Source organism: Aestuariivirga litoralis (assembly GCF_015714715.1).
GTDB lineage: Bacteria > Pseudomonadota > Alphaproteobacteria > Rhizobiales > Aestuariivirgaceae > Aestuariivirga > Aestuariivirga litoralis_A.
This window is the reverse complement of sequence record NZ_WAHS01000001.1, coordinates 113,972-138,388: the sequence shown is the minus strand read 5'-3', so window position 1 is coordinate 138,388 and position 24,417 is coordinate 113,972. Positions and strand designations below refer to the sequence as shown.

Genomic DNA, 24,417 nt, shown 5'->3' with positions numbered 1-24,417 from the left:
CGTAAGAGTTTAAAGACGCGCCCCTTGTGAAAACAGGGGGCGCGTTTTTGTTAGGGCTTGTTGCCGCTCGCAATATCGCGCGCAGCCTTTTCCAATATCTCGCGCACGCGGGTTTGCTCATCCGCTGACCACGATGAGAACCGCCCCATCAAAGCCATCCGCAAAGTATGCACGGCATGCATCACGCTTTCCGGCATCGGCGCATGGCCTTGGCCGCGTGCCTGCACATCGATGCGCGCCATCAATGCGGCTACTGCATCAGCGTGTTCCTTGAGGAAGTCCTTGCCGGCATCAGTGATCGTGTAGGACTTCTTGGCATCTTGAGCGGCAGCCACAATCAGCCCCTGCTCTTCCAGCAGCGTGAGCGTGGGATAAATCGTGCCGGGGCTCGGCGAATAATTGCCCCCGAAACGCGCTTCGATGGTGCGGATCAGATCATAACCATGCGAAGGCTTGTCGGCGATCAGCGCCAGCAGCAGGAAGCGCAAATCGCCCTGCCCGAACATTCGGCTGCGCGGACCGCCGCCACCGAAGCCGCCGCCAAAACGTGCCCAGGGCGGCCCGCCGCCGGGTCCGCCGCGCCGCGCCCAGCCCCATTTGGGGCCGTGATTCTTGTGTTCGTCACTCATGCGGCAATCAAACATCATGTTTACTCCTTCAGGTAAAGAGGCGGCTCCTCAAAGCATGACCAGCAAAAGTGGACGCCGGTTTTGCGTCCGGTCATGCGCTATTAAAAAATGAGGGGCCACCCGCTGTCGTTAGTCTTGCTTGGAACCAGCATCATCTTCCGGCTTGGCCGGAGGCGCGGCACGGAAAGCATCGTAAGCTTCCTGGTCGCGCTTGCGGCGCTCCGCATCGCTGAAGGCCTGGAACGCGTGGCGCTCTTCGCGCAGCTTTTCCATCGTCTCGCGGGCGTGCTGGTCAAAGGCGTCATTGCCCGAAGACCAGCGGCGCATGCCGCGATGCCCACCACCGCAGCGGCCACGGCCTTCACCAGATCCAGGGCCGCCCGCGAATGCGTGGCCGCCATGGCCCCAGCCGCGGCGGCTGTTCCACAGGAAGTAACCGAGCGTCAAAACGCCCAGCGGCGGAAACACAGCGAAGGCACCCACAGTGGCCACCACCTTCAGCGGGTGAAAGCCCGGCTGGCGCGCCCAGGACAGCCAATCGCGGTCATAACCGCCCGAATCGCCGGGCCCGAAGCCGCGCTGCCCAAAACCGCCACGGCCAAAGCCACGGCCTTCAGTGCCGCGCCAATGATTGCCCCGCTGGCCATCATTCGGGCCGGAAGCGTCTGATTTGTCTTCATTTCTATCGTAGGTCATATGTCTCTCCTTTGTTACGATAGCACTAAAGATATATCTTAAGACCGATCTTTCAAGAGCAGCCCCTCACTTTTTTGTAAAATTCCAGCGGGTGACCAAAAGAGCGTTTTCTGCCAGTCTGTTGGCTTCAGACTCTGGAGGCCATATATGGGCACGCGCATTTCCTTTCCCCGCATCGACGGCAAAAAAGCCGAGGGCTATCTTTCCAAGGCGGCACACGATCACGCCCCTGGCGTGGTGGTCATCCAGGAATGGTGGGGCCTGCAGGACAACATCAAAGGCACCTGCGACCGGCTGGCATTGGCCGGATACGACGCGTTGGCACCCGATCTCTATGCCGGTCGCGTGGTGCCCTATCATGATCATGATGCGGCTGAGGCCGAGATGAAGTCGCTGAATTTTGCCGATGCCGCACAAAATGTGGTGCGCGGCGCGATGGTCTATTTGAAGCAATCCTCACCCAAGGTCGGCATCATCGGCTTCTGCATGGGCGGCGCGGTCGCCATGCTGTCATCTACAGCACCGGAAATTTCCTGCGTGGCACCCTTCTACGGATTGCCGCCGGAACAGTTCCTCGATATTTCGAAAATCAAGGTGCCGGTGCAGGGCCACTTCTCCAACACCGATGATTTTGTCACACCCGAACGCGCCAAGGCTTTCGACGCGGCGCTCACCAAGGTCGGCGTGAAGCACGAGATCTACGGCTACGACGCAAGCCACGCTTTCATGAACGAACAGCGCGACGTGCATGACCGCGCCCAGGCGGAGATTGCGTGGGGCCGACTGTTGAAGTTCCTCGGCGAGAATTTGGGCTAAGACAATCATGAAGACGCAGCTTCTTTGGCTCACACTCGCGCTGGCTGCGTCCTTTGCGCTGCCATGTTCGGCGCAAACAACAGCGGCCACCGATCAATGCGAGACTGATGATCCCACCACTTACGCGGCGGATTGCGCAGCGGCGGCAAAATTGAAAACGGCGCTGAAGAGCAACGACAGGCAGACTGTCGCCAATCTGATCGATTTTCCCTTGCAGCGTGTGTCTCCGCTGCCGCCCATCCGCAATGCCAAGGAATTCCTCGTGCATTGGGACGAGTATTTCGATGCCGTCACCACCAAGCAGCTGCTGGATGAAAAGCCCTCGCAATATGGCTGGCGCGGCATTGCCATGGTGAATGGCATGGTGTGGTTCAAGGAAGGTCGCATCACCGCCATCAATGAAAACACCGCCGCCGCCGAAAAAGCGCTCAAGGACGCAAAGGAAGGCGAAGCCAAAGCGCTCTATCCAGCCGCGCGCGGCTATGACCGCCTTGTGCAGCACTGCAGCACGAAAACCCTGCAGGTCCGCGCGCAGAAGCACGGCGATGACTTGCGCTATTTCGCCTGGAAGCGCGGCGCGCCGTTGTCTGGGAAGCCGCAGCTCGCGCTCCGCAACGGCACCTACGAGGATGCAGGCTCAGACGGGCACGCGACGCTCACCTTCAAGAACAATGGTTACACTTATCAGCTCGACAATGGCGCCGGCATCTGCGGTGAAGACTGCAACAGCTATCTCACCGTGCTGAAAGGCCAGAAAACCGTTTCACGCCAGGTTTGCAAATAAAGACTTCCGCTTAGATTGCCCTGACCAACCCGCCATCCACGCGTAAGGATTGCCCGGTGATATAGGCCGCATCCTTCGACGCCAAGAATGAGATCGTACCGGCGATTTCGGCGCTGGTGCCATAGCGCTTGAGCGGCACACTATCGCGGCGCTCGTCCGTCGGCGGCAAGCTGTCGATCCAGCCGGGCAGCACATTGTTCATGCGCACATTGTCTCCTGCATAGGTGTCGCTGAAAATCTTGGAGTAAGCGGCAAGGCCCGCGCGCGCCACGGCGGAAGTGGGGAACATCGCGGAAGGCTGGGTCACCCACGCCGTAGAGATGTTGATGATCGCGCCATCCTTCTGCTTCTGCATGATCGGCGCCACAAGACGCACCGCGCGCACCACATTCATGAAATAGATATTGTAGCCCTTGAGCCAGTCTTCATCGCTGATCTCGATGATCTGCGCGCGCGGGCCATGCCCTGCGCTATTCACCAGAACATCGATACGGCCAAATTTCGCCATCGTGCCATCCACCAGCGCCTTGAGATCATCCGTGGACTGATTACTTCCGGTGATGCCGAAACCGTCCAGCTCCTTGGCCAGCGCCTCGCCTTTGCCTGATGACGACAGAATGGCGATCTTGAACCCGTCGGCCGCCAGCCGCTTGGCCGCCGCAGCCCCCATGCCACTGCCGCCACCCACGATCATTGCCACTTTGTCCGTCATGTCCATCTCCTGTTTGCAGCACCAATAGCAGTGCAGGACCGACAAAACAGGCCAGCCTGCATTTTTATATTTACCCGGGTAATATTATCTGCTATTTCACCCGGATATAAATCAGAAAGAGAGAATGACATGTCAAATCAGGACCGAAAAGCAATGATCGCCGCATACAAGGAGCGCAAATCCGTGCGCGGCGTGTTTGCGGTCGTGTGCTCGAGCACGGGCGAAGTCTGGGTCGGCACCAGCCGCAACCTTGCTGCCCAACAGAACAGCCTCTGGTTCGGGCTGCGTCTGGGAAGCAGTCCCTTCAAGACGCTGCAAGCCGAGTGGAATCAACAGGGCGAACGCGAATTTCGCTTCGAAGAACTTGATCGTCTGTCCGATGATTTCTCTGAACTTCTGCAGAAGGATGAATTGAAGAAACGCCAGCAATTATGGGCTTCACGGCTGCAGGCAACGCCGATCTGATTCACCCTGACTCAAAATTGAGTTGAAAGGCGACGCAAGTTCTGTCAAACGCGCCCTCGGGCTAGGCCACCCCAACGTGGCTCAACCCATCTGTAAGGATGGAGCAAACATGACAGATCAAAAACCGGCTATGCGCCCGGCTTGCGCAAATTTTTCTTCCGGCCCCTGTGCGAAAATTCCGGGCTGGACCCCTGACAAACTCAAAGACGCCGTGCTGGGCCGTTCCCATCGCTCAAGCTTGGGCAAGGCCCGCCTGAAGAAAGCGATTGAGCTCACCCGCGAAATTCTGGAAGTGCCCGCCGATTACAAGATCGGCATTGTGCCTGCTTCAGATACCGGCGCTGTTGAAATGGCGCTGTGGTCGCTGCTCGGCGCGCGGCCCGTGGACATGGTCGCCTGGGAAAGCTTCGGCGATGGCTGGGTCTCTGATGTGCTGAAGCAGCTGAAGCTGAAAGACGCCCGCAAGATCACCGCCGGTTACGGCGACCTGCCGGACCTCAAGCAGATCGATTTCAGCCACGATGTGGTCTTCACCTGGAATGGCACGACATCAGGCGTGCGCGTGCCGGATGCCAACTGGATCCCCGCCAACCGCGAAGGCCTGACCATCTGTGACGCCACTTCCTCCGCCTTCGCGCAGGAAATGGATTTTGCCAAGCTCGATGTCATCACCTTCTCCTGGCAAAAAGTGCTGGGCGGCGAAGGTGCGCATGGCGTGCTGATCCTTAGCCCACGTGCGGTTGAGCGTCTCGAATCCTATGTGCCCGCTTGGCCGATGCCAAAGATTTTCCGCCTCACTTCGGGTGGCAAATTGATCGCCGGTATTTTTGAAGGCGAGACGATCAACACGCCGTCGATGCTCTGCGTTGAAGATTACATCGTCTCGCTCGAATGGGCCAAATCCATTGGCGGCCTGAAGGCCCTGCGCGCCCGCGCGGATGCAAATGCCACCGTTTTGGACGCCTGGGTGGCGCGCAACAAATTCGCACATCACCTCGCCAAGGTGCCGGGCACACGCTCCAACACATCTGTCTGCCTCACGCTCGATGGCGCCGAAGACGTGCCGAAGAAACTGGTGAAGTTGCTGGAAGCCGAAGGTGTTGCTTACGACATCGGCGCCTACCGCGATGCCCCTCCGGGCCTGCGCATCTGGTGCGGCGCCACGGTCGAAACCAAAGACGTTGAAGCGCTCACGCATTGGCTCGACTGGGCCTATGCCAAAGCCACATCCGCTTAATTCAATTTCTCATTCATAGGAGCGCCTCATGGCCCCCCGCGTTTTGATTTCAGACAAACTGTCTGCCGCCGCCGTCCAGATTTTCAAGGACCGTGGCGTCGAAGTCGACTACCAGCCTGATTTGGGCAAGGACAAGGAAGCCCTCCTCGCCGCCATCCCGAACTATGATGGTTTGGCGATCCGCTCGGCCAGCAAGGTCACGCCCAAAATCATTGAAGCTGCCAAGCGCCTGAAAGTTGTCGGCCGCGCCGGCATCGGCGTGGACAATGTGGATATTCCCGCCGCCACCGCGCGCGGCATCGTGGTGATGAACACGCCCTTCGGCAATGCCATCACCACCGCTGAACATGCTATCTCGATGATGATGGCTTTGGCCCGCCAAATCCCGGAAGCCAATGCATCGACCCATGCTGGCAAGTGGGAGAAGAACCGCTTCATGGGTGTTGAGCTTTACAACAAGACGCTCGGTGTCGTCGGTTGCGGCAATATTGGTTCCATCGTGGCTGATCGTGCGCTGGGCCTCAAGATGAAGGTGATCGCTTTTGATCCCTTCCTCTCACCAGAACGCGCCGTGGAAATCGGCGTCGAAAAAGTCGAACTCGATGAAATCTTCAAGCGTGCCGATTTCATCACGCTGCATACGCCGCTCACCGACAAGACCCGTAACATCATTGACGCTGCATCACTCGCCAAATGCAAGAAAGGCGTGCGCATCATCAATTGCGCGCGCGGCGGTTTGGTGAATGAAGATGCGCTTTATGATGCGCTGATCTCCAAGCATGTTGCGGGCGCAGCGCTCGACGTGTTCGAGGTGGAACCTGCCGAAAAGCACAAGCTGTTCAATCTCGAAAACGTAGTCGCAACCCCGCATCTCGGCGCTTCCACCGGTGAAGCACAGGAAAATGTGGCGCTGCAGGTGGCCGAGCAAATGTCGGACTATCTGATCAAGGGTGCTGTCACCAACGCGCTCAACATGCCGTCCATCAGCGCCGAAGAAGCTCCGCGCCTGCGCCCCTTCGTGGCACTGGCTGAAAAGCTGGGCAGCTTCGCGGGTCAGCTCACAGATTCCACCATCACCGGCATCGTCATCGAATATGCCGGTGACGTGGGCGAGATGAACACCAAGGCGCTGACATCGGCAGCTCTGGCCGGCATCCTGCAGCCGCAGATGGGCACCATCAACATGGTGTCTGCTCCTGTGGTAGCGAAGGAACGCGGCATCAAGGTGGATGAAGTGAAGCAGACCAAGCGCGGCGCTTACGAAACTTATATCCGCATCACCGTGAAGACCGACAAGTATGAACGCGCCGTCGCCGGCACCGTGTTTGGTGATGGCAAGCCGCGCATCATCCAGATCAAGGGCATCGAGCTCGAATGCAATTTCGGCCCGCACATGCTCTATGTGACGAACAACGACAAGCCCGGCTTCGTCGGCAAGGTCGGCACGCTCTTGGGCAATGCCGGCATCAACATGGGCACCTTCCATCTCGGCCGCCTCGAACAGGGCGGCGACGCCATCTCGATCATCGAAACCGATGGCGAGGTTCCGGCGAATGTGATGGCCGAAGTGCAAAAGGTGCCGAACGTTGTGCAGGTCAAACAGCTGAAGTTCTGAGACCCCTCATCCGCCTGTCGGCACCTTCTCCCGCAAGGGGAGAAGGCAGCACACTGCAAACTTTCAATCAGATCGCCCTTCTCCCCTCGCGGGAGAAGGTGCCCGAAGGGCGGATGAGGGGGCCTTCGGGCCTTAACACTTGCTCCCCACGAATCATCTATCCTGCGCAGTGATGAAAGAGACTGACCTCTATCCGCCGATCAAGCGCTTCCTTGAATCGCAGGGCTACACGGTGAAAGCCGAGATCAAGTCCTGCGACGTGATGGCATTGCGCGGCGATGATCCGCCGGTGATTGTGGAGCTGAAAACCGGCCTCACGCTGCAGCTGTTCTATCAGGCGGTGGACCGCCTCGCGGTCACCGATGCGGTTTACATTGCCGTCGCCCGGCCCAAGCGCGGCGTCACGCTGGATGCATTGCGGCTCACCAAACGGCTGGGCCTCGGCCTGATCGTGGTGGCAAAATCCGGCAGCATCGAGGTGCTGGCTGACCCTGCGCCCTATACGCCGCGCAAGAACAGCGCGCGCAAGTCGGCGCTGCTGAAGGAATTCTCCCGCCGCCACGGCGACCCTAATCTCGGTGGCTCGGCCAAGACCAAATTGATGACGGCCTACAAGCAGGATGCGCTGCGCTGCCTCGCACATCTTCACACCCACGGCCCCACCAAGATCTCCGAGCTGAAAAAACAGACGAATGTGGATCGCAGCGCCACCATCCTGCGCAATGATTATTACGGCTGGTTCTTCAAGCACGACCGCGGCGTTTATGCTGTGACCGAACAGGGCATCGCAGCGGTAACGCAGTTCCAGCGTGAGATCACCAACCTGCTTCCCGCACCGGAATAAACCTTGTTCCCCGCCTTCCCTTGACCCCGCCCCCATGCAGGCCGACACTGCATGGTTAATGAGCAACAAGCGCGCCAGTTTTATTACCAGCTTCGGTCAGGGCTCCGGCCCCAGCCCGGTGCTGCTGGCTGGACATCTGGGCCAGCGCGGTGCCGCCCTGTGCAATCTCGCGCGGCTGAAACTGCCGGTGCCGCCGGGCTTCGTGCTGAACACCGAAGCCTGCCGCAATATTGCCAGCAGCGACCCGGCCACAGTTGAAAACATCAAGGCCATGCTGGCGCAGGGACTGGAATCGATCACCACCGAGACCGGCTGCACCCTGGGCGACAAACGCAATCTGCTGCTGCTCGCCGTGCGCCCCTCTGCCCCCATCTCGTTCCCCGGCGCCACCGAGGCGGTGCTGAATGTCGGCCTCAACGACGAAACCGTGGAAGGCCTCGGCGTCTCCGCTGGCGATCACGCTTTCGCCTATGAATGCTACCGCCGTCTGATGCAGAATTACGCGCAAGCCGTTTTGGGCGATGACCCGGCGGTGTTTGATGATTTGCTCAACCTCTATGTCGAGGAACGCGGCTATGTCTCAGCCCGCGAAATCCGCGGCACTGACGGGCCGGAACTGGCCAGCCGCTTCAAGGCGCAGATTGAATCCAACAATGACCGCGCGTTTCCACAGGATGTGGAGGAACAGCTCTGGCATGCCGTTGCCGCACTCGCCCGCAACTGGCAAAGCCCGCGCGCCAAACAGAAACGCAAGCTGCACGGCTTGAAGGAAGACGCTGGCCTCGCCATCGTGGTGCAGGCCATGGTGTTCGGCAACCAGTCGGACCATTCTGGCACCGGCCATGCCACCTCTCGCCCGGCCCAGACGGGTGAACGTGAAGTGGGCGGCGACTATCTCACCAATGCACAAGGCTCTGATCTTGATGCCAGGCTGCGCCAGGTGCTGGCCATCGCCGGCCCCGCGCCATCGCTGGAGACTGAAGAGCCCGGCGCCTTCGCACAGCTGGCTTCGGCGCTCGATGTGCTCGAACATGAATTGAAAGACGCGGTCGAAGTGGATTTCACCGTCGCCCAAGGCGCACTCTGGCTACTGGACGCAAGACCGGCACGCCGCACCACGTCAGCCAATCTGCGCATCCTCACAGATCTGGTCGCGCGGGAGCAGATCACCAAGCACGATGCCCTGATGCGCATTGACCCCGTGGCGCTAGACCAACTTCTGCATTCCACCATTGATCCCGCCGCCAAGCGGGAACTGGTGGCGCAAGGCATCGGCGCCTCGCCGGGTGCAGCGTCGGGCATCATTTCATTTGACGCCAATGAGGCACGCGTGCTGGCGGGCCAAGGCATCGCCGTCATCCTGGTGCGCACCGAAACGGCGCCAGAAGACATCAAGGGCCTTCACATGGCCGATGGCGTCTTGACCACCCGTGGCGGCATGACCAGCCACGCCGCTGTGATCGCGCGTGGCATGGGCAAGCCCTGCGTCACCGGCGCCTCCAGCCTGCGCATCGATATGGAAGCGGGCCAGCTGAAGGCTGCCGGCGTCACCCTCAAGCGCGGCGACATCATCACCATCGATGGTTCGTCGGGCCAGGTGCTGAAAGGCCAGGTGGCCGTCACCAAGCCCTCGCTGTCTGGTGATTTCGCCACCATCCTCACCTGGGCCGATGAAACCCGCCGCATGAAAGTGCGCGCCAATGCCGAAACGGCGCATGACGCCAGGCTGGCACGCGATTTTGGCGCCGAGGGCATCGGGCTTTCCCGCACCGAGCACATGTTCTTTGAAGGCGATAGAATTATCGCCATGCGCGAGATGATCCTCGCCGACACCGAAAAAGAGCGCCGCATTGCGCTGGCCAAGATCCTGCCGGTGCTGCGCGCCGACTTCATCGAGCTGTTCGCCATCATGGCCGGCATGCCCGTCACCATCCGCCTGCTCGACCCGCCGCTGCACGAATTCCTGCCGCGCGAAGTGGAAGAGATCGAGGCCATGGCGCGCAATCTCAATCTCGAGGTGGCCGGCTTCAAAAAGCGGGTGCTGGAACTGCGTGAGCAAAACCCCATGTTGGGCCATCGCGGCGTGCGCCTGCTCCTGTCCTATCCCGAAATCACCGACATGCAGGCAAGGGCCATTTTCGAGGCGGCAGCGCATGTACAGGCCACCACCGGCACCGGCCCCATCGCCGAGGTTATGGTTCCGCTAGTCGCCTCACGCGGCGAGCTTTCCGCCGTGCGCGCCCGCATTGATGCTGTGGCCCGCGATGTGGCCAAGGAAACCGGCCAGAAGCTGGAGTATCTGGTGGGCACCATGATCGAGCTGCCGCGCGCTGCGCTGCGGGCCGCTGATATCGCGGAAGCGGCCGAATTCTTCTCCTTCGGCACCAATGACCTGACGCAAACCACCTATGGCATCAGCCGCGACGACAGTGCGCGTTTCATAGGCGAATACACCAACCGCCAGATTTTTCCGCATGATCCATTCGTCTCGCTGGACGTCGAAGGCGTGGGCGAATTGATCGCCATGGCGGTGGAGCGCGGCCGCCAGGGCCGCCCCGGACTGCATCTCGGCATTTGCGGTGAACATGGCGGCAATCCGGACTCAATCAGCTTCTTTGAGGCGGTCGGCCTTGATTACGTCTCCTGCTCGCCTTTCCGCGTACCTGTAGCGAGGCTTGCGGCAGCCCAGGCGCACCTAAAATTGGCACGTAAATCATAGTACTTTCAATGGATTAACCTTTATCAACAGAACTTTGTTGCATGGCAACAAAATGGCGAAATTTAGTTTGCCCTGTGGTTAACCCATGCTAAACCCCAAAGCCGTATATTGGTTCCGGGCTGTTGCCCGGCCAAGCAAAGGATTGGGATATTGCACCAAAGCCCGCGTAGAACCCGGCAGCGCCTCACCCGAGAGGAAGAGATGTTCCGCATGCCGGTTTCAAAATCGAGCCGTTGGATTGATTATCTGCCCATGGCTGTGGCCGGGCTGATGTTGATTGTCGCCTTTGCTTTCGCTGGCCATTTGATTGGCCGCGATGCCTCCGCCCATAATTCTGATGCTGAAGACATTGCCACTCTTGTGTCGCCCAGCTCCCCCCTGTCCACCAAGGGCTCACTCCTGCCCGAAGGTGAAAGCGTTGCCTCGATCAACATGTCCACTTTGCGCCGCCAGACGGTCATTTCCGATGGCAAGGGCGATCTGGTCGATGCCGCCGCTGACATTGTACCTTCCGTTTCGCCGCCGCTGCCCAAGAGCAAGCCTTCCAACATGAAGACGCTGGTCGCCCAGGCCCATGCGATGATGAAGATCATTCCGGCGGCCATTGACCTGCAGCATGAAAATGATGACGCGCAGCCCGCCGTCAAGCGCCTGGTGTCAAACCCGGCTCTGCCCAACCCGAACAAGCAATTCGCCGTGTCAGGCCCTGACAAGCAGAAGGTCATGGCCCAGCGCAATATCCGCATGGCCGAGGAAAACTGCCTGGCCCGCGCCGTTTACTTTGAAAGCCGCTCCGAGAGCGACATGGGCCAGCTGGCCGTCGCCAAGGTCATCCTCAACCGCGTCAAGAACCCGGACTTCCCCAAGACGATCTGCGGTGTGGTCTATCAGGGCTCCGGCAGCCGCAATTCCTGCCAGTTCTCCTTCGCCTGTGACGGCCTGGCTGACGACGTGAAATCGCCCGCTTCCTGGGCCCACGCCAAGTCGATCGCCCAGCGCGCCATCAACAATGATCCGGCCATCGCCATGCTTGGCAATGCCACCAACTATCACGCTGATTACGTGACCCCCCGCTGGGCCCACACGATGCGAAAACTCATTAAAATTGGCCACCACATCTTCTACGCCAACGAAGGCTGAGAAGAGCCGGAACCCAGATCACAAAGCGCCCGGAAGGGCGCTTTTTTATTGGCGAGGAGGCTTCACCACAACGGCGTGCGCTCAGACCCTTTTTCCATCCGCATCAATCAGCAAGGATCCATCTTCTTTGTAAAGTGGGCCCGCAGGAAGCCTGTCTAGTAAGTCCAGCACGCCTTCACTCGGCCTGCAAAGCTTCACGCCCTTTGGCGCGCAAACGATGGGCCTGTTCACCAACACGGGATGCTTCAACATCTCCGCCATGATCTTCTGATGCGAAACCCCAGCTTCCAACAAACCAAGTTCTTTGGCCGGAGACTTGGTCTCGCGCAGGGCAGTGCGAGGATCAAGACCAGCGGCAGCAAAGAGCCCAAGCAACTGAGGTTCTGTCCATCCCGTTTTCAAATATTCCACGATCACCGGTTCAATGCCTGTTGCCCGGATGATGCTGAGCACATTGCGCGACGTTCCGCATTCAGGATTGTGATGGATGACAATGCTCATGGGCCTAAGCCTTCTCTTCTTTGAAAAAAAGTACTGAGCACACCAGCAGCCCGCACGCGGTGCCGACCGCCTGCGCCGCAATGAATGGCAGGACTGAGTCCGGCGCGATGCCTGCGAAGGTATTGGACAGCGCCCGCGCCATGGTGACAGCAGGATTGGCAAATGAAGTAGATGCCGTGAACCAATATGCCGCCGTGATGTAGAAGCCAACCAGCGCCGGAATGGCGGCAGCGTTGAAGCGGATGCCGCCGAATATCGCAAGCAACAATCCGAAGGTCGCGGTGGCTTCAGCAACCCACTGTCCAGTGCCCCAGCGTTGCTTGGTCGAAATCTCCAGCAGCGGCAGGTCAAACATGGCGTGCGCCAGCCAGACTCCAACCAACGCACCGATCACTTGAGCAGCGACATAAGGGAGAAAGCGCGGCCATGGGAGCCGTTTTGTAGCGCACACGGCAAATGATACAACCGGATTGAAATGCGCCCCCGATATTGGACCCAGCACAGTGATCAGAACATAGAGAATAGCGCCTGTCGCGATGGTGTTACCAAGCAACGCGAGAGCCGTATTGCCGCCAGCAAGTTGCTCACCCATGATCCCTGAGCCGATCACCGTGGCAAGCAGGAGAGTAGTGCCGACAAACTCTGCCAACAAGTCCCGGTACTGCCTCATTTCCACAACCTCATTTCAGTTCACTTTCCGGTGCCGTGCCATCTCCGGGACCGAGAGCTTTCTGCAGATAGACCGTATCAAGCCAACGCCCGGCCTTTCGTCCCACCGACTTCATGCGGCCGGCCATTTCAAAGCCGCATGCCAAGTGCAGCGCTACGGATGCTGGTTCACCGCCACCCGAAACGGCTATCATCTGCCGGAATCCTGAATCCTCTGCGGCACTCACTAGCCGGTTGAGCAGCACTTTGCCGATGCCTTGCCCTCTGTGGTCACCGCGCAAGTAGATCGAGTTTTCGCACGAATATTGATATGCCGGACGGTCGCGGAATTGCGTCACATAGGCATATCCAGCTACCGCGTCGTGGATTGCAGCAACAATGAATGGCCAGCCACGCTTGTCGCATTCTTCCAAGCGCGCAAATGTTGCATCTTCACTGCGGGGAACAGTGTCGAATGAAGCGGTTCCCCCCAGCACATGCTCGGCGTAAATCGCCGTGATGGCCGGAACATCATCCGCAACAGCGCGCCTGATAAGCAATTGCTCAGCGAGCACGTTTGACCGCCTTGACCGGAACACAGCAGGCCTTCGCGGCAACTGCAGCGGGGCCACAAATCTCTGGCTTGCCTTGGCAGCAGTCCCGCATCAGGAACTCCACAAGGCCTGACAGACTATCGTAGTTGGCGGTATAGATGATCGAACGCGCCACCCGCCGCGACTTCACCAAGCCTGCCTGTTCAAGATTGGCAAGGTGGAATGAAGCGCTGGATGAAGACGCACCCACCGCCTCACCAATGGCCCCTGCAGCCAATCCTTCGGTGCCCGCAACCACCAGCGCACGCACCATTTGAAGCCGCGTGCTTTGCGAAAGCGCACCAAACGCGTTTAGGGCTTGCAATTCTTCCATTATCATTTCAATATCTCAAGAGTCGTTGAAATGAGAATAGCTTGCAATGAATGCCAACGCCAGTGTTTTGTTACCCAAGCCGGAAATTGAGAAGTCGCTGGCGGAAATGCTTTCCACCTTGGCCCCGCACGCGGACAAGCCGCTGGTTATTGAATATGCTGGCCGGCGGGTGCAACCCGGTTATCACGTTACCGAAGTGAAAGCCGGGTCATTTGCTACGCTTGACTGTGGTGGAAACCCCGACGCGTGGCAGGAAACCATCCTGCAGGTGGAAGACATCCCGGCAGAGGACGGCCAAACCTTCATGAATGTGGGAAAGTTTCGCTCCATCCTGGCAAAGGTGGGCACCAAGATCAGCCTTGACAACGCGAGCCGCTTGACGTTCGAGATCAGCAGCCCCGATACGCCGATGCAAATCTTCGATGTTGAGAGCGTGACAACCGATGCGTCCAGCGCCGTGTTGCATCTGAAAGGCCGGGCGGCCATTTGCAAGCCCCGGCACCGCGCCGAAAGAGCACTGCCCTCTTCTTGCTGCACATCGAAACCAGCGACCGGCAACGCCAATTGCTGTGCCTGAGCTGGCAACTACACCTTGATAGCGAAGGGCACACCCTCATACGCGTCAGCCCCGCGCCCGATGCTTTCCACCGCGCGCAGCATGCGGCCCTGCCGGCCCAGCACCTGATCCACCTTGGCGGTGATCAGCCTATTGGGCGTGGCTGACGGCGAAGCTTCCCGCAGATCCTGTGCCAAGGCCATCTCGTCCTCATCCGGCCGCAGCAGGCACATTGCGGTAAAGGCCGTAGCGGTGGAGCGGCTGATCCCTGCCCAGCAATGAACCACCATCGGCGCCTTACGGTCCCACTCCTGGATGAAACGGATCAGCCGGTGCACATCATCTTCGCTGGCATGCACCATGCCTTCGGTGGGCTCATTGATGTCATTGAAGCTCAGCCGTAGATGCCGCGCCTCATCCACGCCGCTGTAAACCGGGTGCGCCGTTTCCGGCCCCAGGATGCCGATCACCGAGCGTGCGCCATGCTGGTCAATCTGCCCCTGCGCCTTGCTCAACCCACACACGATGATCATGCCAGCGCCTCGAATTCCTTGATATAGGCGGCCTTGGCCTCCACCGCCGGCATCGGCTTCAGCGACAGGAACTGCTGGAAGCCATCGCCATTCAGCCCCTTGGGGCGGCCGAAGAATTTCTCCGCCTCATCCAGCGCAAAGTCCGCCAATTGCGTGGCCTCCAGATAGGCCGCAATCTGATCAGCCTTCTTGATCTCCGCTTCCAAAGCCGCATCGCTGGGCGGCAGGCCGAAGCGAATATGAATGGCCGCCATCAGCCGCTTCTCAAACGCCTTGTAATCCAGCCCCAGCACCGCCTTGAACGGCGAGATCATGTCGCCGATTACATATTCCGCCGCATCATGCAGAAGCGTAGCGCGCCGCTCTGCTTTAGTCGCCGCCTTGTTGGCATGGACAAACACCGCGCCCACCAGCAGGCAATGCTGCGCCACCGAGAAAGCATGATCGCCCTTGGTCTGCCCGTTCCAGCGCGCCACGCGCGCCAGGCCATGGGCAATGTCTTCAATCTCGATATCGAGCGGCGAAGGGTCCAGCAGGTCCAGCCGCCGCCCTGAAAGCATACGCTGCCAGGCGCGCGCGCTCACTTCCGCACCAGCTTCTGCACCGCCTTGTGGCGGTGGCAATCCGGATGGTGGTCATTATAGAAACCACAGGCTTCCATGAAGGCGTAGACAATCGTCGGGCCGACGAATTTGAAACCACGCTTGACCAGGTCCTTGGAGATTTTCTCCGACACATCGTTCTTGGTGGGAATGGCCTGCCCCGGCTTGAGCACCACGGGCTTGCCGCCCACATGGTCCCAGAGATAGGCCGAGAAATCCTCCATCTTCAGATAGGCCTCAGCCGACTTCACCGTGCCCTCAATCTTGGCGCGGTTGCGCACAATCCCGGCATCCTGCATCAACGCTTCCAGCTTTGCGGGCTGGTAATTGACGATCACCTCCGGCTTGAAGCCATCAAAGGCTTTGCGAAAATTCTCGCGCTTGCGCAAAATCGTGATCCACGACAGCCCCGCCTGAAAGCCATCGAGGATCAGCTTTTCAAACAGCGCCCGGCTGTCATATTCCGGAACACCCCAATCGGTGTCGTGATAATGGACATAGAGCGGATCGGTGCCGCACCAGTGGCAGCGGTGAATGCCGTCATCATGCTTTACCGCACTCATGGAAGTGTAACCTCGAACCTGGCCCAGTCGGGCTTGCTGACTTTGAAGGGCAGCGATGCCTTCGCCTCCGCCAGCCGGTCCAGCCTCAACAGCGCCAGCGCGGCCTTGCCCCGCCGCCCCAATACCTCGCCGAGTAACATTTCGCCCACCCGGATTTCGTCAGCAGCATTTTCGTCTTCAAAAGTGATGGGGAGTATGCGGCTGCGCGCCGTGCCCCGGTGATGCATGCGCGACACAACCTCTTGCCCGATATAGCAGCCCTTCTTGAAATCGACCCCGGCGAACTGGTCGAAATTCGCTTCATGCGGAAACAGCTTGTTGCTACCGATCTCGGCACTGTCCGCGATGCCAAGTGCATAGCGATTGAGGTCATAGTTATGTCCGCTCGCATGCCCGCGAATGTCGGCGATTGCGCGTGTTCCGAGCAGTGCATGTCGTGGATCGAGGGCAGCACCTGAGAAGGCCAGAACTCCCAGATCATCGCGCGGCGTGATCTCGAATTTTGCCCGCAGGCGGTACAGCTTCAGCTTCGCCACCAAGTCATCACGCGCCGATGCATCGCCATCAAGATAACTCACATCACCCGCATGATGAATGAACACATCATGCAGGATCTTCCCCTGCGGAGAGAGCAATGCGCCATAGGCGATCTGCCCTTGAATCAAATTCTCAACATCGCAGGTCAAGATATTGTGTAAAAAGGCTAAAACGCCATCGCCTTTAAGGGCTGTGATGGCACGGTGAGGCAGGCTTTCGGGGGTGAATTCTGTCATGGTTGCCTTGGGGCAGCATAAGTTTTACGAGAAGCTAAGAGGCAAAACAAGGAGCGGCCGGGTGCAAAAAGCAGACCTGATTTTGAAGGGCGGCACCATCGTCAATCACGCTGGAATAGGCGTGGGCGACATCGCGGTTTCAGGCGGCAAGATCACAGCCATCGGCGATATGTCCGGCATCACTGCTGCGGAAACTCTCGACTGCAAAAACCTACACATCCTGCCCGGCGTGATCGACAGCCAGGTGCATTTCCGCGAACCCGGCGCAACTCATAAAGAAGATCTCGAAACCGGTAGCCGGGGTGCCGTCGCCGGTGGCGTCACCGCCGTTTTCGAAATGCCCAATACCAAGCCCACAACAACCTCTGCCGAGGCCTTGGCCGACAAAGTGTCGCGTGCCCGGCACCGCATGTTCTGCGACTTTGCCTTCTATGTCGGCGGCACGCGCGAGAATGTGGAGCAGATTCCGCTTTTCGAAAGCCTCGAAGCCTCGGCCGGTATCAAGGTCTTCGCCGGTTCATCCACCGGTGACCTTCTGGTGGAAGATGAAAGCGGCCTTGAAGCCGTGATCAGCCGCCTGACCCGCCGCGCCGCCTTCCATAGCGAGGATGAAATGCGCTTGCGTGCCCGGGTGGGGCTGCAACGCGAGGGCGACCCGACCTCGCATCACGTCTGGCGCGATGAGGAAGCCGCAGTCATTTCAACCGCGCGCTTGATCCGCATCGCCCGCAAGCACAACAAACGCATTCATGTGCTGCATATTTCCACCGCTGAGGAGTTGCCGCTTCTGGCCGCCGCCCGTGATGTGGCTACAGTTGAGGTCACCCCACATCACCTCACCATGTCGGCCGATGACTATGCGCGGCTGGGCACCAGATTGCAGATGAACCCGCCGGTGCGCGAGAAGCACCACCGCGAGGCCCTCTGGAAGGCCATTTCCTCCGGCCTTGTCGATGTGCTGGGCTCCGACCACGCCCCCCACACGCTGGAGGAAAAGGCCAAGCCCTACCCCGCCTCGCCCTCCGGCATGACCGGTGTGCAAACGCTGGTGCCGATCATGCTGAACCATGTGAACGAAGGCCGCCTGGGCTTGCAGCGCCTCGTCGATCTCACATCGCATGGCCCCCAGCGCATTTTCAACCTGCGCAACAAGGGCCGCATTGCCGAAGGTTATGATGCCGATTTCACCATTGTCGATATGAAGCGCGAGCAGATCATCGAGAACAAATGGATTGAAAGCCGTGCCGGCTGGACTCCTTACGACGGCAAAAAGGTCAAAGGCTGGCCGGTCGGCACCTACGTCCGCGGCATTCGCGCCATGTGGCAAAATGAAATCGCGCCGAAAGCGTTCGGCGAGCCAGTGAGGTTCTGATGAAAAAATTCCGCGCCCTTCTCGTCTCCAAAACCGAAACCGGCCAGAGGGCCGAATTTGTGGATTGGACCGAAGACCAGCTCATGCCGGGCAATGTGACCATCCGCGTGTCGCATTCTTCCATGAACTACAAGGACGGCCTCGCCGTCACTGGCAAGGGCCCGATCATCCGGCAATTTCCACTGATCCCCGGCATTGATATCGCGGGCAAAGTGATCTCCTCGTCAGACGCGCGCTACAAAGCAGGCGATGACGTGGTGCTCGGTGGCTGGGGCGTGGGCGAAGGCCATCACGGCGGCTTCGCGCAAGTGGCGCGTGTGAAGGGCGACTGGCTTGTGCCACTGCCCAAGGGCTTCAAACCCGAAGATGCAATGGCCGTGGGCGTGGCGGGGTTCACCTCGATGCTCTGCGTCATGGCGCTGGAAGAACAGGGCGTGAAGCCGGAACAGGGCGACATTCTCGTCACCGGCTCAGCCGGCGGCGTCGGCTCGGTGGCGATCATGTTGCTGGCCAAGCTGGGCTACAAGGTGGCCGCTTCCACAAGGCGCATGAATGAAGCGGATTTCCTGAGGGGCCTCGGCGCCACCAGCATCGTCGATGCGGCGGAATTCAACACGCCCGTAAAGCCCCTCGCCAAGGCGCGCTGGGCAGGAGCCGTCGACAGCGTGGGTTCGGTCACCCTGGCCAATATCCTGTCGCAGATCGTGCCGGAAGGTTCAGTCGCTGCATGCGGCTTGGCGCAGGGCATGGATTTGCCGACGAGCGTCGCGCCCTTCATCCTGCGCGGCGTGCGCTTGATCGGCATCAATTCGGTCACCACGCCGTTCCCTAAGCGCCTCGCAACATGGGAGCGATTGGCGCGTGATCTCGACATGGCCAAGCTTCACACGCTCACCACCACAGTGGGGCTCAGCGATGTGCCCCGCGTGGCGGAAGACATCGTGGCCGGCAAAACCCGTGGCCGCGTGGTGGTGGATATCAACAAGTAGGCCCGGGCGGGTGTAAGCAATCCCCGCCCGGGCCACTCGTTATTACATGCTCACGCCATATTGGGCGCAGATGCCGATGATCTGTTCAGGTGCCAACGCGCCACGGGCGGCTTTGCCCGCGCGGTCGAAGTGACGGAACATTTCCACAGCCTGCACACCCGGCAAAACGATCACCAGAAATCGCAACGCGCGGCCACTGGCATTCTTCCAGCCATGCACCTGGCCGCGCGGCAGTTTCACCGTGTCGCCGGTGATGGCCGTAGTTTCGCCTGACGGGCTGATCAAAGTGATCTCGCCATCGATGATATAGAAGAATTCGTCTTCATTGGCGTGGCTGTGCGGCGGCACGAAATAGCCGTCGGGCACAATATGCTCGCCCACCATCATGCCCAGTTCCTGGGCATCGCAGCGCACGATCATCTGGGCGCCGAACACGTCAAGGTTTTCTTCCGTCTTCAGGCCGGTTTTGCTGTCGTTCAACATTTTAAGTCTCCATGTGTTTAAGGTTCAATCTCGGTTTGAGATGACGCCTGACTAGGGAAATGCTGCGCGGCTGGGCAGATGGTGGTTCTGGACATTATGTTCGCTCTATTGAACAATCACCGCCATGGAACCCTTTGCAGGCATGGAAACCTTTGTGGCGGTGATCGAGACGGGCAGCATCACGGCCGCCGCCGAGCGACTGCAGACGGCAAAGTCTTCGGTGAGTGAAACCATCCGCGCCCTTGAAGAACGCCTCGGCGTGCGCCTGATTGACCGCAGCACTCGCAAACTTCAGATCACCGAAGCGGGCCGCCTGTTCTACGAGCGCTGCCGCAAACTGCTGGAAGATGCCAATGCCGCCCGCGCCGAGGTGCAAGCGGCCACCGGCTCATTCGTTGGCCATATCCGCATGGCGGTGCCGGATAGTTTCGGCGCGCGCTACATCGTACCTGCGCTGAAGACATTTCTGACGCGCTATCCCGGCATCGAGATCGAACTGGTTGAAAGCCACGAGATGATCAAGCTGGTGGAAGAGAATATCGACCTCGCCATCCGCATCGCGGAGACGCCGCATGAAAATCTGGTGGTGCGGCAGATCGGCAGCTCGCAAGTGATCATCGTCGCATCGCCGGCCTATCTGGCCGAGCATGGCGAGCCGAAAAAGCCCAAGGATCTCATGAAGCACCGGCTCATCGGCTATTCCCGCCTGCGCTGGCGCGATGCATGGCTGGTCGGCGGCGAGACCATCGCCGTAAAGCCCTTCATGCTGACCAACAGTGTGGAATCACTGGAAGCGGCAGCGATCAATGGTTTGGGCCTCACCGCCGTGCCCGAATGGATGGCCCGCAATGCGATTGCAGCAGGCTGGCTGCGCCGGGTGTTTCCGCCGCTGCCCATGCCCACCAGCGGCATCTATGCGGTCTATCCCACCAACCGCCTGCTTGCGCCGCGAATCCGCGAAATCGTCGATCACCTTGCAAAAGTGTTCGACGATTCAGGACTGGGCAAAAAGTGATTACTGCTTGGTGCGGGTAACAGTGAATTCGCCGTTGCGGATGCGCTCTGGCAGGCGTTCGCACATCACGGCGACCGGCTCTTCGCCGTAAGTGGCAATCATATCGGAGAGCGACGCGAAAATCGCTGCCGTGGCAATCGCATCAGGATCAATGCCGTCATAGACCGCCTCTTCCCAGGCATCGAGAATATAACGGAGGGCGGCGTGCTTTTCTTCCTGCACGGGGCGTTCGATTTCTTCGTCTGTAGCGGTTTTATTCAGCGGCGTTTTCAGCATAGCGTCCCTGGTGAGCCCGTGAACCGGGCGTTCTCAGCGCACCATAGAGACTCGATAACCAAACCCAATCGCTTCCTTTAAGGAAGGTTAACGCGCATGAGTCACTTGTCTTCAGATACCCAGAATGGCCCGCGCCGCCTGAATGGCATCCACCGTGTGCAGCGCCAGATCAAAGGACGCCACATCGTGAAGCGCCACAAATTTCGCCTGCAAGGCATCACTGGCCGGCACGGGTTCGCCCGCAATGTGAACGCCAGCATAGCAGGCAATGGCGTAATGCGTAGGCTTGGCGATGATTTCATAAAACCCGGCCAGTGAGCGCAGTTCCACGATCACACCGGTTTCTTCCCGCACTTCGCGCGCCGCAGCCGCCTTCGCACGCTCCCCAAATTCCACTTTGCCACCCGGCAAGCTCCAAAGGCCCAGGCCCACCGCATTGCCCCGCTGCACGAGCAACACCTCCCCGCCCCTGAATATGGCGGCGGAGGCCGCAAGAATGGGTCTTTGCTGAGTCACGTTCACCGCCTATCTTCTCCTCATGTGTGTTCTTCGTTCTCTCCGCCGTGGACCGGAGGAAATCCGCCATTTGCTGAAGTATATTAACGCGGAAGATTTCCCGCCACGCGAATATATCACCCCAGGCAGCCCAACAGCGATTGTAAGGCGCAACATGAACGGCGCTCGCGAAATGGTTCTGGTGCGCTGGGGGTTTGTGCCCAGCTGGGCCAAAGAAATCCTGCCCGGAAAGCCACTGGTTAACGCCCGCGCTGAAACAGTTTACGAAAAGGCTTCATTCAAAAACGCCATAAGGAGACGGCGATGCCTGATCCCCGCCGATGGCTTTTACGAATGGCAAGGCGACGTGCCGGGTCGCAAGCAAGCCTGGTATATTCACAAGCCCGATCAAACCGCCTTCGCGCTGGGCGGCATTTATGAACATTGGTTGGGTGCCCACGGCTCCGAGCTTGAAAGTGCTGCTGTGTTGACCTGCGCATCGGGCATGCCGGTGGCCGCGATTCATGAACGATCCCCCGTGGTGATTCTGCCGGAAGATTATGAGCGCTGGTTATCGCAGGACGAACAGGTGCAGGATTTGTTGAAACCACCGCCTGATGATTTCTGGACGATGGAAAAGACCATCATCGCCCGTCCACGCAAACCCGAAGTGCAAACTCCTCCACCCGCACCCAAACCACAAATGGATTTATTGTGAAACATCTTCGCATTCTCGAATGTGCCCCCGGCCTGATCGCCTATTACGACGGCCGCGTGCCGGACCATCGTTTTGCGGAAGGCGAAAACTGGGTGGACGATGGTGCCATTTCATTGGGCATCGCCAGCTATGCTTTAGTAAGCAAAAACAAGGCATTGGTGTACGATACTCATGTTTCGGTTGAATATGCCGCCTTCATTCGCAAGGACCTGGAACTCCGGGGCGTGACAGAAATCACCGTGCTGCTGAGCCACTGGCATCTGGATCATGTGGCCGGCACGGAAGCCTTTGCCGATTGCGAAATCATCAGTACACGGAAGACTTTGGCACATCTCGAACAGAACAAGGCCGCCATCGCGGACGGCACCTTTCACGGCCCGCCTGCTATCAAGCCGCTGATCCTGCCAACCCGTACCTTTGAGGGCGAAATGGATTTCACCTTGGGCACGATGAAACTCAAATTTATCGAAGCCAATATCCATTCCGATGATGCCGCTTTGGTCTGGCGCGCCGAGGACGGCCTGCTGCTCGCTGGCGACACGATGGAAGACACCGTCACCTATGTCGGTGCGCCACAGGACTTTGAAATCCATTTGCAGGATTTGGACCGGCTGTGGAACTTGAATCCCAGCTTCATCTTCCCCAACCATGGTGACCCCGAGATCATCGGGGTGGGTGGCTATGGCAAAGGCCTGATCAAGGCCCAGTCACAATATATCCGCATGCTGATGCGCATGCGCAAAGAGGAAGCGCTGCGCACCATGCCGCTGCAGGAGCTGATCGCCGGGCCACTGCAAATGGGCTGGGTCAATTACTTCGCCCCTTATGAAGAGGTGCATGCCCAGAATATCAAGCAAGTGCTGGAAAGCTCTTAGCCTACAATCTTCGCCTTGGTCGCAGCCTTGAGCTGCTCTTCGGTCACGCCCGGCGCCGTTTCCACCACCTTCAGCCCGCCCGGCACCACATCCAGCACGCCCAGATCGGTGATGATGCGGTCGACCACGCCCTTGCCGGTCAGCGGCAATTCGCATTTGGGAAGGACCTTGCTGTCGCCCGCCTTGTTGGTGTGCTCCATCACCACCACCACGCGGCCCACGCCGGCGACGAGATCCATCGCACCGCCCATGCCTTTGATGAGTTTGCCGGGGATCATCCAGTTGGCGATGTCGCCATTCTCGGAAACTTCCATCGCACCCAGAATGGCCATGTTGATCTTGCCGCCGCGGATCATCGCAAAGCTTTGAGCTGAATCGAAAAAAGCAGTCTGCGGCAGCGTTGTCACCGTCTGCTTGCCAGCATTGATCAGGTCGGCATCTTCCTCGCCCTCAAACGGGAAAGGCCCCATGCCCAGCATGCCGTTCTCAGATTGCAGCGTCACTTCTACGCCAGCGGGAATGTAATTCGCCACCAAAGTCGGAATGCCGATGCCAAGATTGACATACCAGCCATCTTGCAATTCCTTGGCGGCGCGGGCGGCCATTTCTTCGCGGTTCCACGGCATGGCTCAGGCCCCCTTCTTGCGCACGGTGCGCTGTTCAATGCGTTTTTCATGCTCGCCCTGGATCAGGCGGTGCACATAGATGCCCGGCAGGTGGATCGTATCCGGGTCCAGCGAGCCCAGCGGCACGATCTCTTCTACCTCGGCCACGCAGACCTTGCCGCAGGTGGCGGCCGGCGGGTTGAAATTGCGGGCCGTCTTGCGGAACACCAGATTGCCCGATGGATCAGCCTTCCAGGCTTTGACGATCGAGAGATCTGTCACCAGCCCCTGCTCCAGCACATAGGTCTTGCCGTTGAAGTCCTTGGTTTCCTTGCCCTCGGCAATCAGCGTGCCCACGCCGGTGCGGGTATAGAAACCAGCAATGCCTGCCCCGCCCGCGCGCATACGCTCCGCCAGCGTGCCTTGCGGGTTGAATTCCACTTCCAGTTCTTTCTGCAGATATTGCCGCATGAATTCGGCATTCTCGCCCACATAGGACGAAATCATCTTTTTGACCTGGCGGCTTTCCAGCAGCTGGCCAAGGCCAAAGCCATCCACGCCCGCATTGTTGGAAGCGATGGTGAGCTGCTTAGTGCCGGCTTTCTTGATGCCGGCGATCAGCAGCTCCGGTATGCCGCACAGGCCAAAGCCACCAGCGGCAATCAGCATGCCATCAAACAGCAGCCCCTTCAGAGCTTCATCGGCATTCGGGTAAATCTTTTTCATGGTACTCCCCAGAACCTAATCCGGGGAAAGTAACAAGGCCTGCTATGCTTTGCAAAGCCGTTTGCGACATTCGCACCATCAGATGGTGCAAAGTAAAGGCGCT

At 59.2% G+C, this 24,417-nt stretch carries 30 protein-coding genes; 14 read left to right on the top strand and 16 right to left on the bottom strand.

Annotated elements, in window-relative coordinates:
- Positions 1–50 precede the first annotated feature (50 nt).
- Together F8B91_RS00710 and F8B91_RS00705 are read right to left on the bottom strand one after the other, a co-directional pair.
- Positions 51–629 carry a PadR family transcriptional regulator gene (locus F8B91_RS00710; protein ID WP_196501803.1) on the bottom strand — a complete coding sequence of 193 codons (579 nt, stop codon included), beginning with the start codon at positions 627–629 and terminating at the stop codon, positions 51–53.
- Positions 630–758: 129 nt separating this feature from the next.
- On the bottom strand, positions 759–1,325 hold the full coding sequence (locus tag F8B91_RS00705; RefSeq protein ID WP_196501802.1) for a DUF2852 domain-containing protein: 567 nt from the start codon (positions 1,323–1,325) through the stop codon (positions 759–761).
- A 147-nt stretch (positions 1,326–1,472) separates the two neighbouring features.
- Here F8B91_RS00705 and F8B91_RS00700 point away from each other — a divergent pair, with 147 nt between their 5' ends.
- Together F8B91_RS00700 and F8B91_RS00695 are read left to right on the top strand one after the other, a co-directional pair.
- Positions 1,473–2,141: a dienelactone hydrolase family protein gene (locus tag F8B91_RS00700; RefSeq protein ID WP_196501801.1), complete on the top strand. Its 669-nt coding sequence runs from the start codon at positions 1,473–1,475 to the stop codon at positions 2,139–2,141.
- 7 nt (positions 2,142–2,148) lie between these two features.
- Positions 2,149–2,925 (top strand): hypothetical protein, encoded by a 777-nt coding sequence (locus F8B91_RS00695; RefSeq protein WP_196501800.1) that lies wholly within the window; start codon positions 2,149–2,151, stop codon positions 2,923–2,925.
- Between the two features lie 10 nt (positions 2,926–2,935).
- Here F8B91_RS00695 and F8B91_RS00690 read toward each other — a convergent pair whose 3' ends face one another.
- Positions 2,936–3,637, bottom strand: coding sequence for an SDR family oxidoreductase (locus F8B91_RS00690; RefSeq protein WP_196501799.1), 702 nt, complete (start codon positions 3,635–3,637; stop codon positions 2,936–2,938).
- A gap of 129 nt (positions 3,638–3,766) precedes the next feature.
- Here F8B91_RS00690 and F8B91_RS00685 point away from each other — a divergent pair, with 129 nt between their 5' ends.
- From F8B91_RS00685 to F8B91_RS00660, 6 genes are all read left to right on the top strand, one after another.
- Positions 3,767–4,102 carry a GIY-YIG nuclease family protein gene (locus tag F8B91_RS00685; RefSeq protein WP_196501798.1) on the top strand — a complete coding sequence of 112 codons (336 nt, stop codon included), beginning with the start codon at positions 3,767–3,769 and terminating at the stop codon, positions 4,100–4,102.
- Between the two features lie 109 nt (positions 4,103–4,211).
- Positions 4,212–5,339: a phosphoserine transaminase gene (locus F8B91_RS00680; protein WP_196501797.1), complete on the top strand. Its 1,128-nt coding sequence runs from the start codon at positions 4,212–4,214 to the stop codon at positions 5,337–5,339.
- Between the two features lie 28 nt (positions 5,340–5,367).
- Positions 5,368–6,954 (top strand): phosphoglycerate dehydrogenase, encoded by a 1,587-nt coding sequence (gene serA, locus F8B91_RS00675; protein WP_196501796.1) that lies wholly within the window; start codon positions 5,368–5,370, stop codon positions 6,952–6,954.
- A 172-nt stretch (positions 6,955–7,126) separates the two neighbouring features.
- On the top strand, positions 7,127–7,798 hold the full coding sequence (locus tag F8B91_RS00670) for a DUF2161 domain-containing phosphodiesterase (protein WP_196501795.1): 672 nt from the start codon (positions 7,127–7,129) through the stop codon (positions 7,796–7,798).
- A 58-nt stretch (positions 7,799–7,856) separates the two neighbouring features.
- On the top strand, positions 7,857–10,517 hold the full coding sequence (gene ppdK, locus F8B91_RS00665; protein ID WP_196501794.1) for a pyruvate, phosphate dikinase: 2,661 nt from the start codon (positions 7,857–7,859) through the stop codon (positions 10,515–10,517).
- 210 nt (positions 10,518–10,727) lie between these two features.
- Positions 10,728–11,657: a cell wall hydrolase gene (locus F8B91_RS00660; protein WP_196501793.1), complete on the top strand. Its 930-nt coding sequence runs from the start codon at positions 10,728–10,730 to the stop codon at positions 11,655–11,657.
- A gap of 81 nt (positions 11,658–11,738) precedes the next feature.
- Here the strand turns inward: F8B91_RS00660 and F8B91_RS00655 are convergent, their stop codons facing one another.
- Genes F8B91_RS00655 through F8B91_RS00640 form a run of 4 tightly spaced genes read right to left on the bottom strand, consistent with a single transcriptional unit; the run spans position 11,739 to position 13,733 of the window.
- Entirely contained in the window at positions 11,739–12,158 is a 420-nt protein-coding gene (locus F8B91_RS00655; protein WP_196501792.1) for an arsenate reductase family protein, read from the bottom strand.
- A gap of 4 nt (positions 12,159–12,162) precedes the next feature.
- Complete coding sequence (locus F8B91_RS00650; RefSeq protein ID WP_196501791.1) at positions 12,163–12,828, bottom strand: aquaporin; 666 nt, start codon at positions 12,826–12,828, stop codon at positions 12,163–12,165.
- Between the two features lie 10 nt (positions 12,829–12,838).
- Positions 12,839–13,381, bottom strand: a complete 543-nt coding sequence (locus tag F8B91_RS00645; protein WP_348641704.1) for a GNAT family N-acetyltransferase — start codon at positions 13,379–13,381, stop codon at positions 12,839–12,841.
- Positions 13,371–13,733: an ArsR/SmtB family transcription factor gene (locus F8B91_RS00640; RefSeq protein WP_196501790.1), complete on the bottom strand. Its 363-nt coding sequence runs from the start codon at positions 13,731–13,733 to the stop codon at positions 13,371–13,373. The genes F8B91_RS00645 and F8B91_RS00640 overlap by 11 nt, the downstream gene beginning before the upstream one ends.
- Before the next feature lie 46 nt (positions 13,734–13,779).
- On the opposite strand from F8B91_RS00640, the gene F8B91_RS00635 reads away from it, so the two are divergent.
- The gene (locus tag F8B91_RS00635; RefSeq protein ID WP_196501789.1) at positions 13,780–14,310 is read left to right on the top strand and encodes a DUF6428 family protein; all 531 of its coding nucleotides are present in this window, start codon (positions 13,780–13,782) and stop codon (positions 14,308–14,310) included.
- Between the two features lie 8 nt (positions 14,311–14,318).
- On the opposite strand, the gene F8B91_RS00630 is transcribed toward F8B91_RS00635, so the two are convergent.
- The 4 genes from F8B91_RS00630 to F8B91_RS00615 are packed head-to-tail and all read right to left on the bottom strand — an operon-like array spanning position 14,319 to position 16,760.
- Positions 14,319–14,822: a tyrosine phosphatase family protein gene (locus F8B91_RS00630; protein WP_196501788.1), complete on the bottom strand. Its 504-nt coding sequence runs from the start codon at positions 14,820–14,822 to the stop codon at positions 14,319–14,321.
- The gene (locus tag F8B91_RS00625; protein ID WP_196503848.1) at positions 14,819–15,382 is read right to left on the bottom strand and encodes an HD family hydrolase; all 564 of its coding nucleotides are present in this window, start codon (positions 15,380–15,382) and stop codon (positions 14,819–14,821) included. The genes F8B91_RS00630 and F8B91_RS00625 overlap by 4 nt, the downstream gene beginning before the upstream one ends.
- 20 nt (positions 15,383–15,402) lie before the next feature.
- Positions 15,403–15,987: a DNA-3-methyladenine glycosylase I gene (locus F8B91_RS00620; RefSeq protein WP_196501787.1), complete on the bottom strand. Its 585-nt coding sequence runs from the start codon at positions 15,985–15,987 to the stop codon at positions 15,403–15,405.
- Positions 15,984–16,760 carry a YgfZ/GcvT domain-containing protein gene (locus tag F8B91_RS00615; protein WP_196501786.1) on the bottom strand — a complete coding sequence of 259 codons (777 nt, stop codon included), beginning with the start codon at positions 16,758–16,760 and terminating at the stop codon, positions 15,984–15,986. Before F8B91_RS00615 ends, F8B91_RS00620 begins: the two co-directional genes overlap by 4 nt.
- A gap of 61 nt (positions 16,761–16,821) precedes the next feature.
- On the opposite strand from F8B91_RS00615, the gene F8B91_RS00610 reads away from it, so the two are divergent.
- A complete protein-coding gene (locus F8B91_RS00610) occupies positions 16,822–18,132 on the top strand; it encodes a dihydroorotase (RefSeq protein ID WP_348641703.1) in 1,311 nt (436 codons plus the stop codon).
- Positions 18,132–19,121 (top strand): MDR family oxidoreductase, encoded by a 990-nt coding sequence (locus F8B91_RS00605; protein ID WP_196501785.1) that lies wholly within the window; start codon positions 18,132–18,134, stop codon positions 19,119–19,121. The genes F8B91_RS00610 and F8B91_RS00605 overlap by 1 nt, the downstream gene beginning before the upstream one ends.
- Positions 19,122–19,163: 42 nt before the next feature.
- On the opposite strand, the gene F8B91_RS00600 is transcribed toward F8B91_RS00605, so the two are convergent.
- Positions 19,164–19,604 (bottom strand): cupin domain-containing protein, encoded by a 441-nt coding sequence (locus F8B91_RS00600; RefSeq protein ID WP_196501784.1) that lies wholly within the window; start codon positions 19,602–19,604, stop codon positions 19,164–19,166.
- Between the two features lie 124 nt (positions 19,605–19,728).
- Here F8B91_RS00600 and F8B91_RS00595 point away from each other — a divergent pair, with 124 nt between their 5' ends.
- The gene (locus tag F8B91_RS00595) at positions 19,729–20,619 is read left to right on the top strand and encodes a LysR family transcriptional regulator (RefSeq protein ID WP_196501783.1); all 891 of its coding nucleotides are present in this window, start codon (positions 19,729–19,731) and stop codon (positions 20,617–20,619) included.
- On the opposite strand, the gene F8B91_RS00590 is transcribed toward F8B91_RS00595, so the two are convergent.
- Positions 20,620–20,895, bottom strand: coding sequence for a hypothetical protein (locus F8B91_RS00590; RefSeq protein WP_196501782.1), 276 nt, complete (start codon positions 20,893–20,895; stop codon positions 20,620–20,622). It lies immediately after the preceding gene.
- Between the two features lie 111 nt (positions 20,896–21,006).
- Positions 21,007–21,411 carry an NUDIX domain-containing protein gene (locus F8B91_RS00585; protein WP_196501781.1) on the bottom strand — a complete coding sequence of 135 codons (405 nt, stop codon included), beginning with the start codon at positions 21,409–21,411 and terminating at the stop codon, positions 21,007–21,009.
- 22 nt (positions 21,412–21,433) lie between these two features.
- On the opposite strand from F8B91_RS00585, the gene F8B91_RS00580 reads away from it, so the two are divergent.
- Positions 21,434–22,108, top strand: a complete 675-nt coding sequence (locus F8B91_RS00580; protein WP_196501780.1) for an SOS response-associated peptidase — start codon at positions 21,434–21,436, stop codon at positions 22,106–22,108.
- Complete coding sequence (locus tag F8B91_RS00575; protein WP_196501779.1) at positions 22,105–22,983, top strand: MBL fold metallo-hydrolase; 879 nt, start codon at positions 22,105–22,107, stop codon at positions 22,981–22,983. Before F8B91_RS00580 ends, F8B91_RS00575 begins: the two co-directional genes overlap by 4 nt.
- Here the strand turns inward: F8B91_RS00575 and F8B91_RS00570 are convergent.
- A complete protein-coding gene (locus F8B91_RS00570) occupies positions 22,980–23,609 on the bottom strand; it encodes a 3-oxoacid CoA-transferase subunit B (protein ID WP_196501778.1) in 630 nt (209 codons plus the stop codon). The two genes, F8B91_RS00575 and F8B91_RS00570, sit on opposite strands and share 4 nt — an antisense overlap.
- Before the next feature lie 3 nt (positions 23,610–23,612).
- The gene (locus tag F8B91_RS00565; RefSeq protein ID WP_196501777.1) at positions 23,613–24,314 is read right to left on the bottom strand and encodes a CoA transferase subunit A; all 702 of its coding nucleotides are present in this window, start codon (positions 24,312–24,314) and stop codon (positions 23,613–23,615) included.
- Between the last annotated feature and the right edge of the window lie 103 nt (positions 24,315–24,417).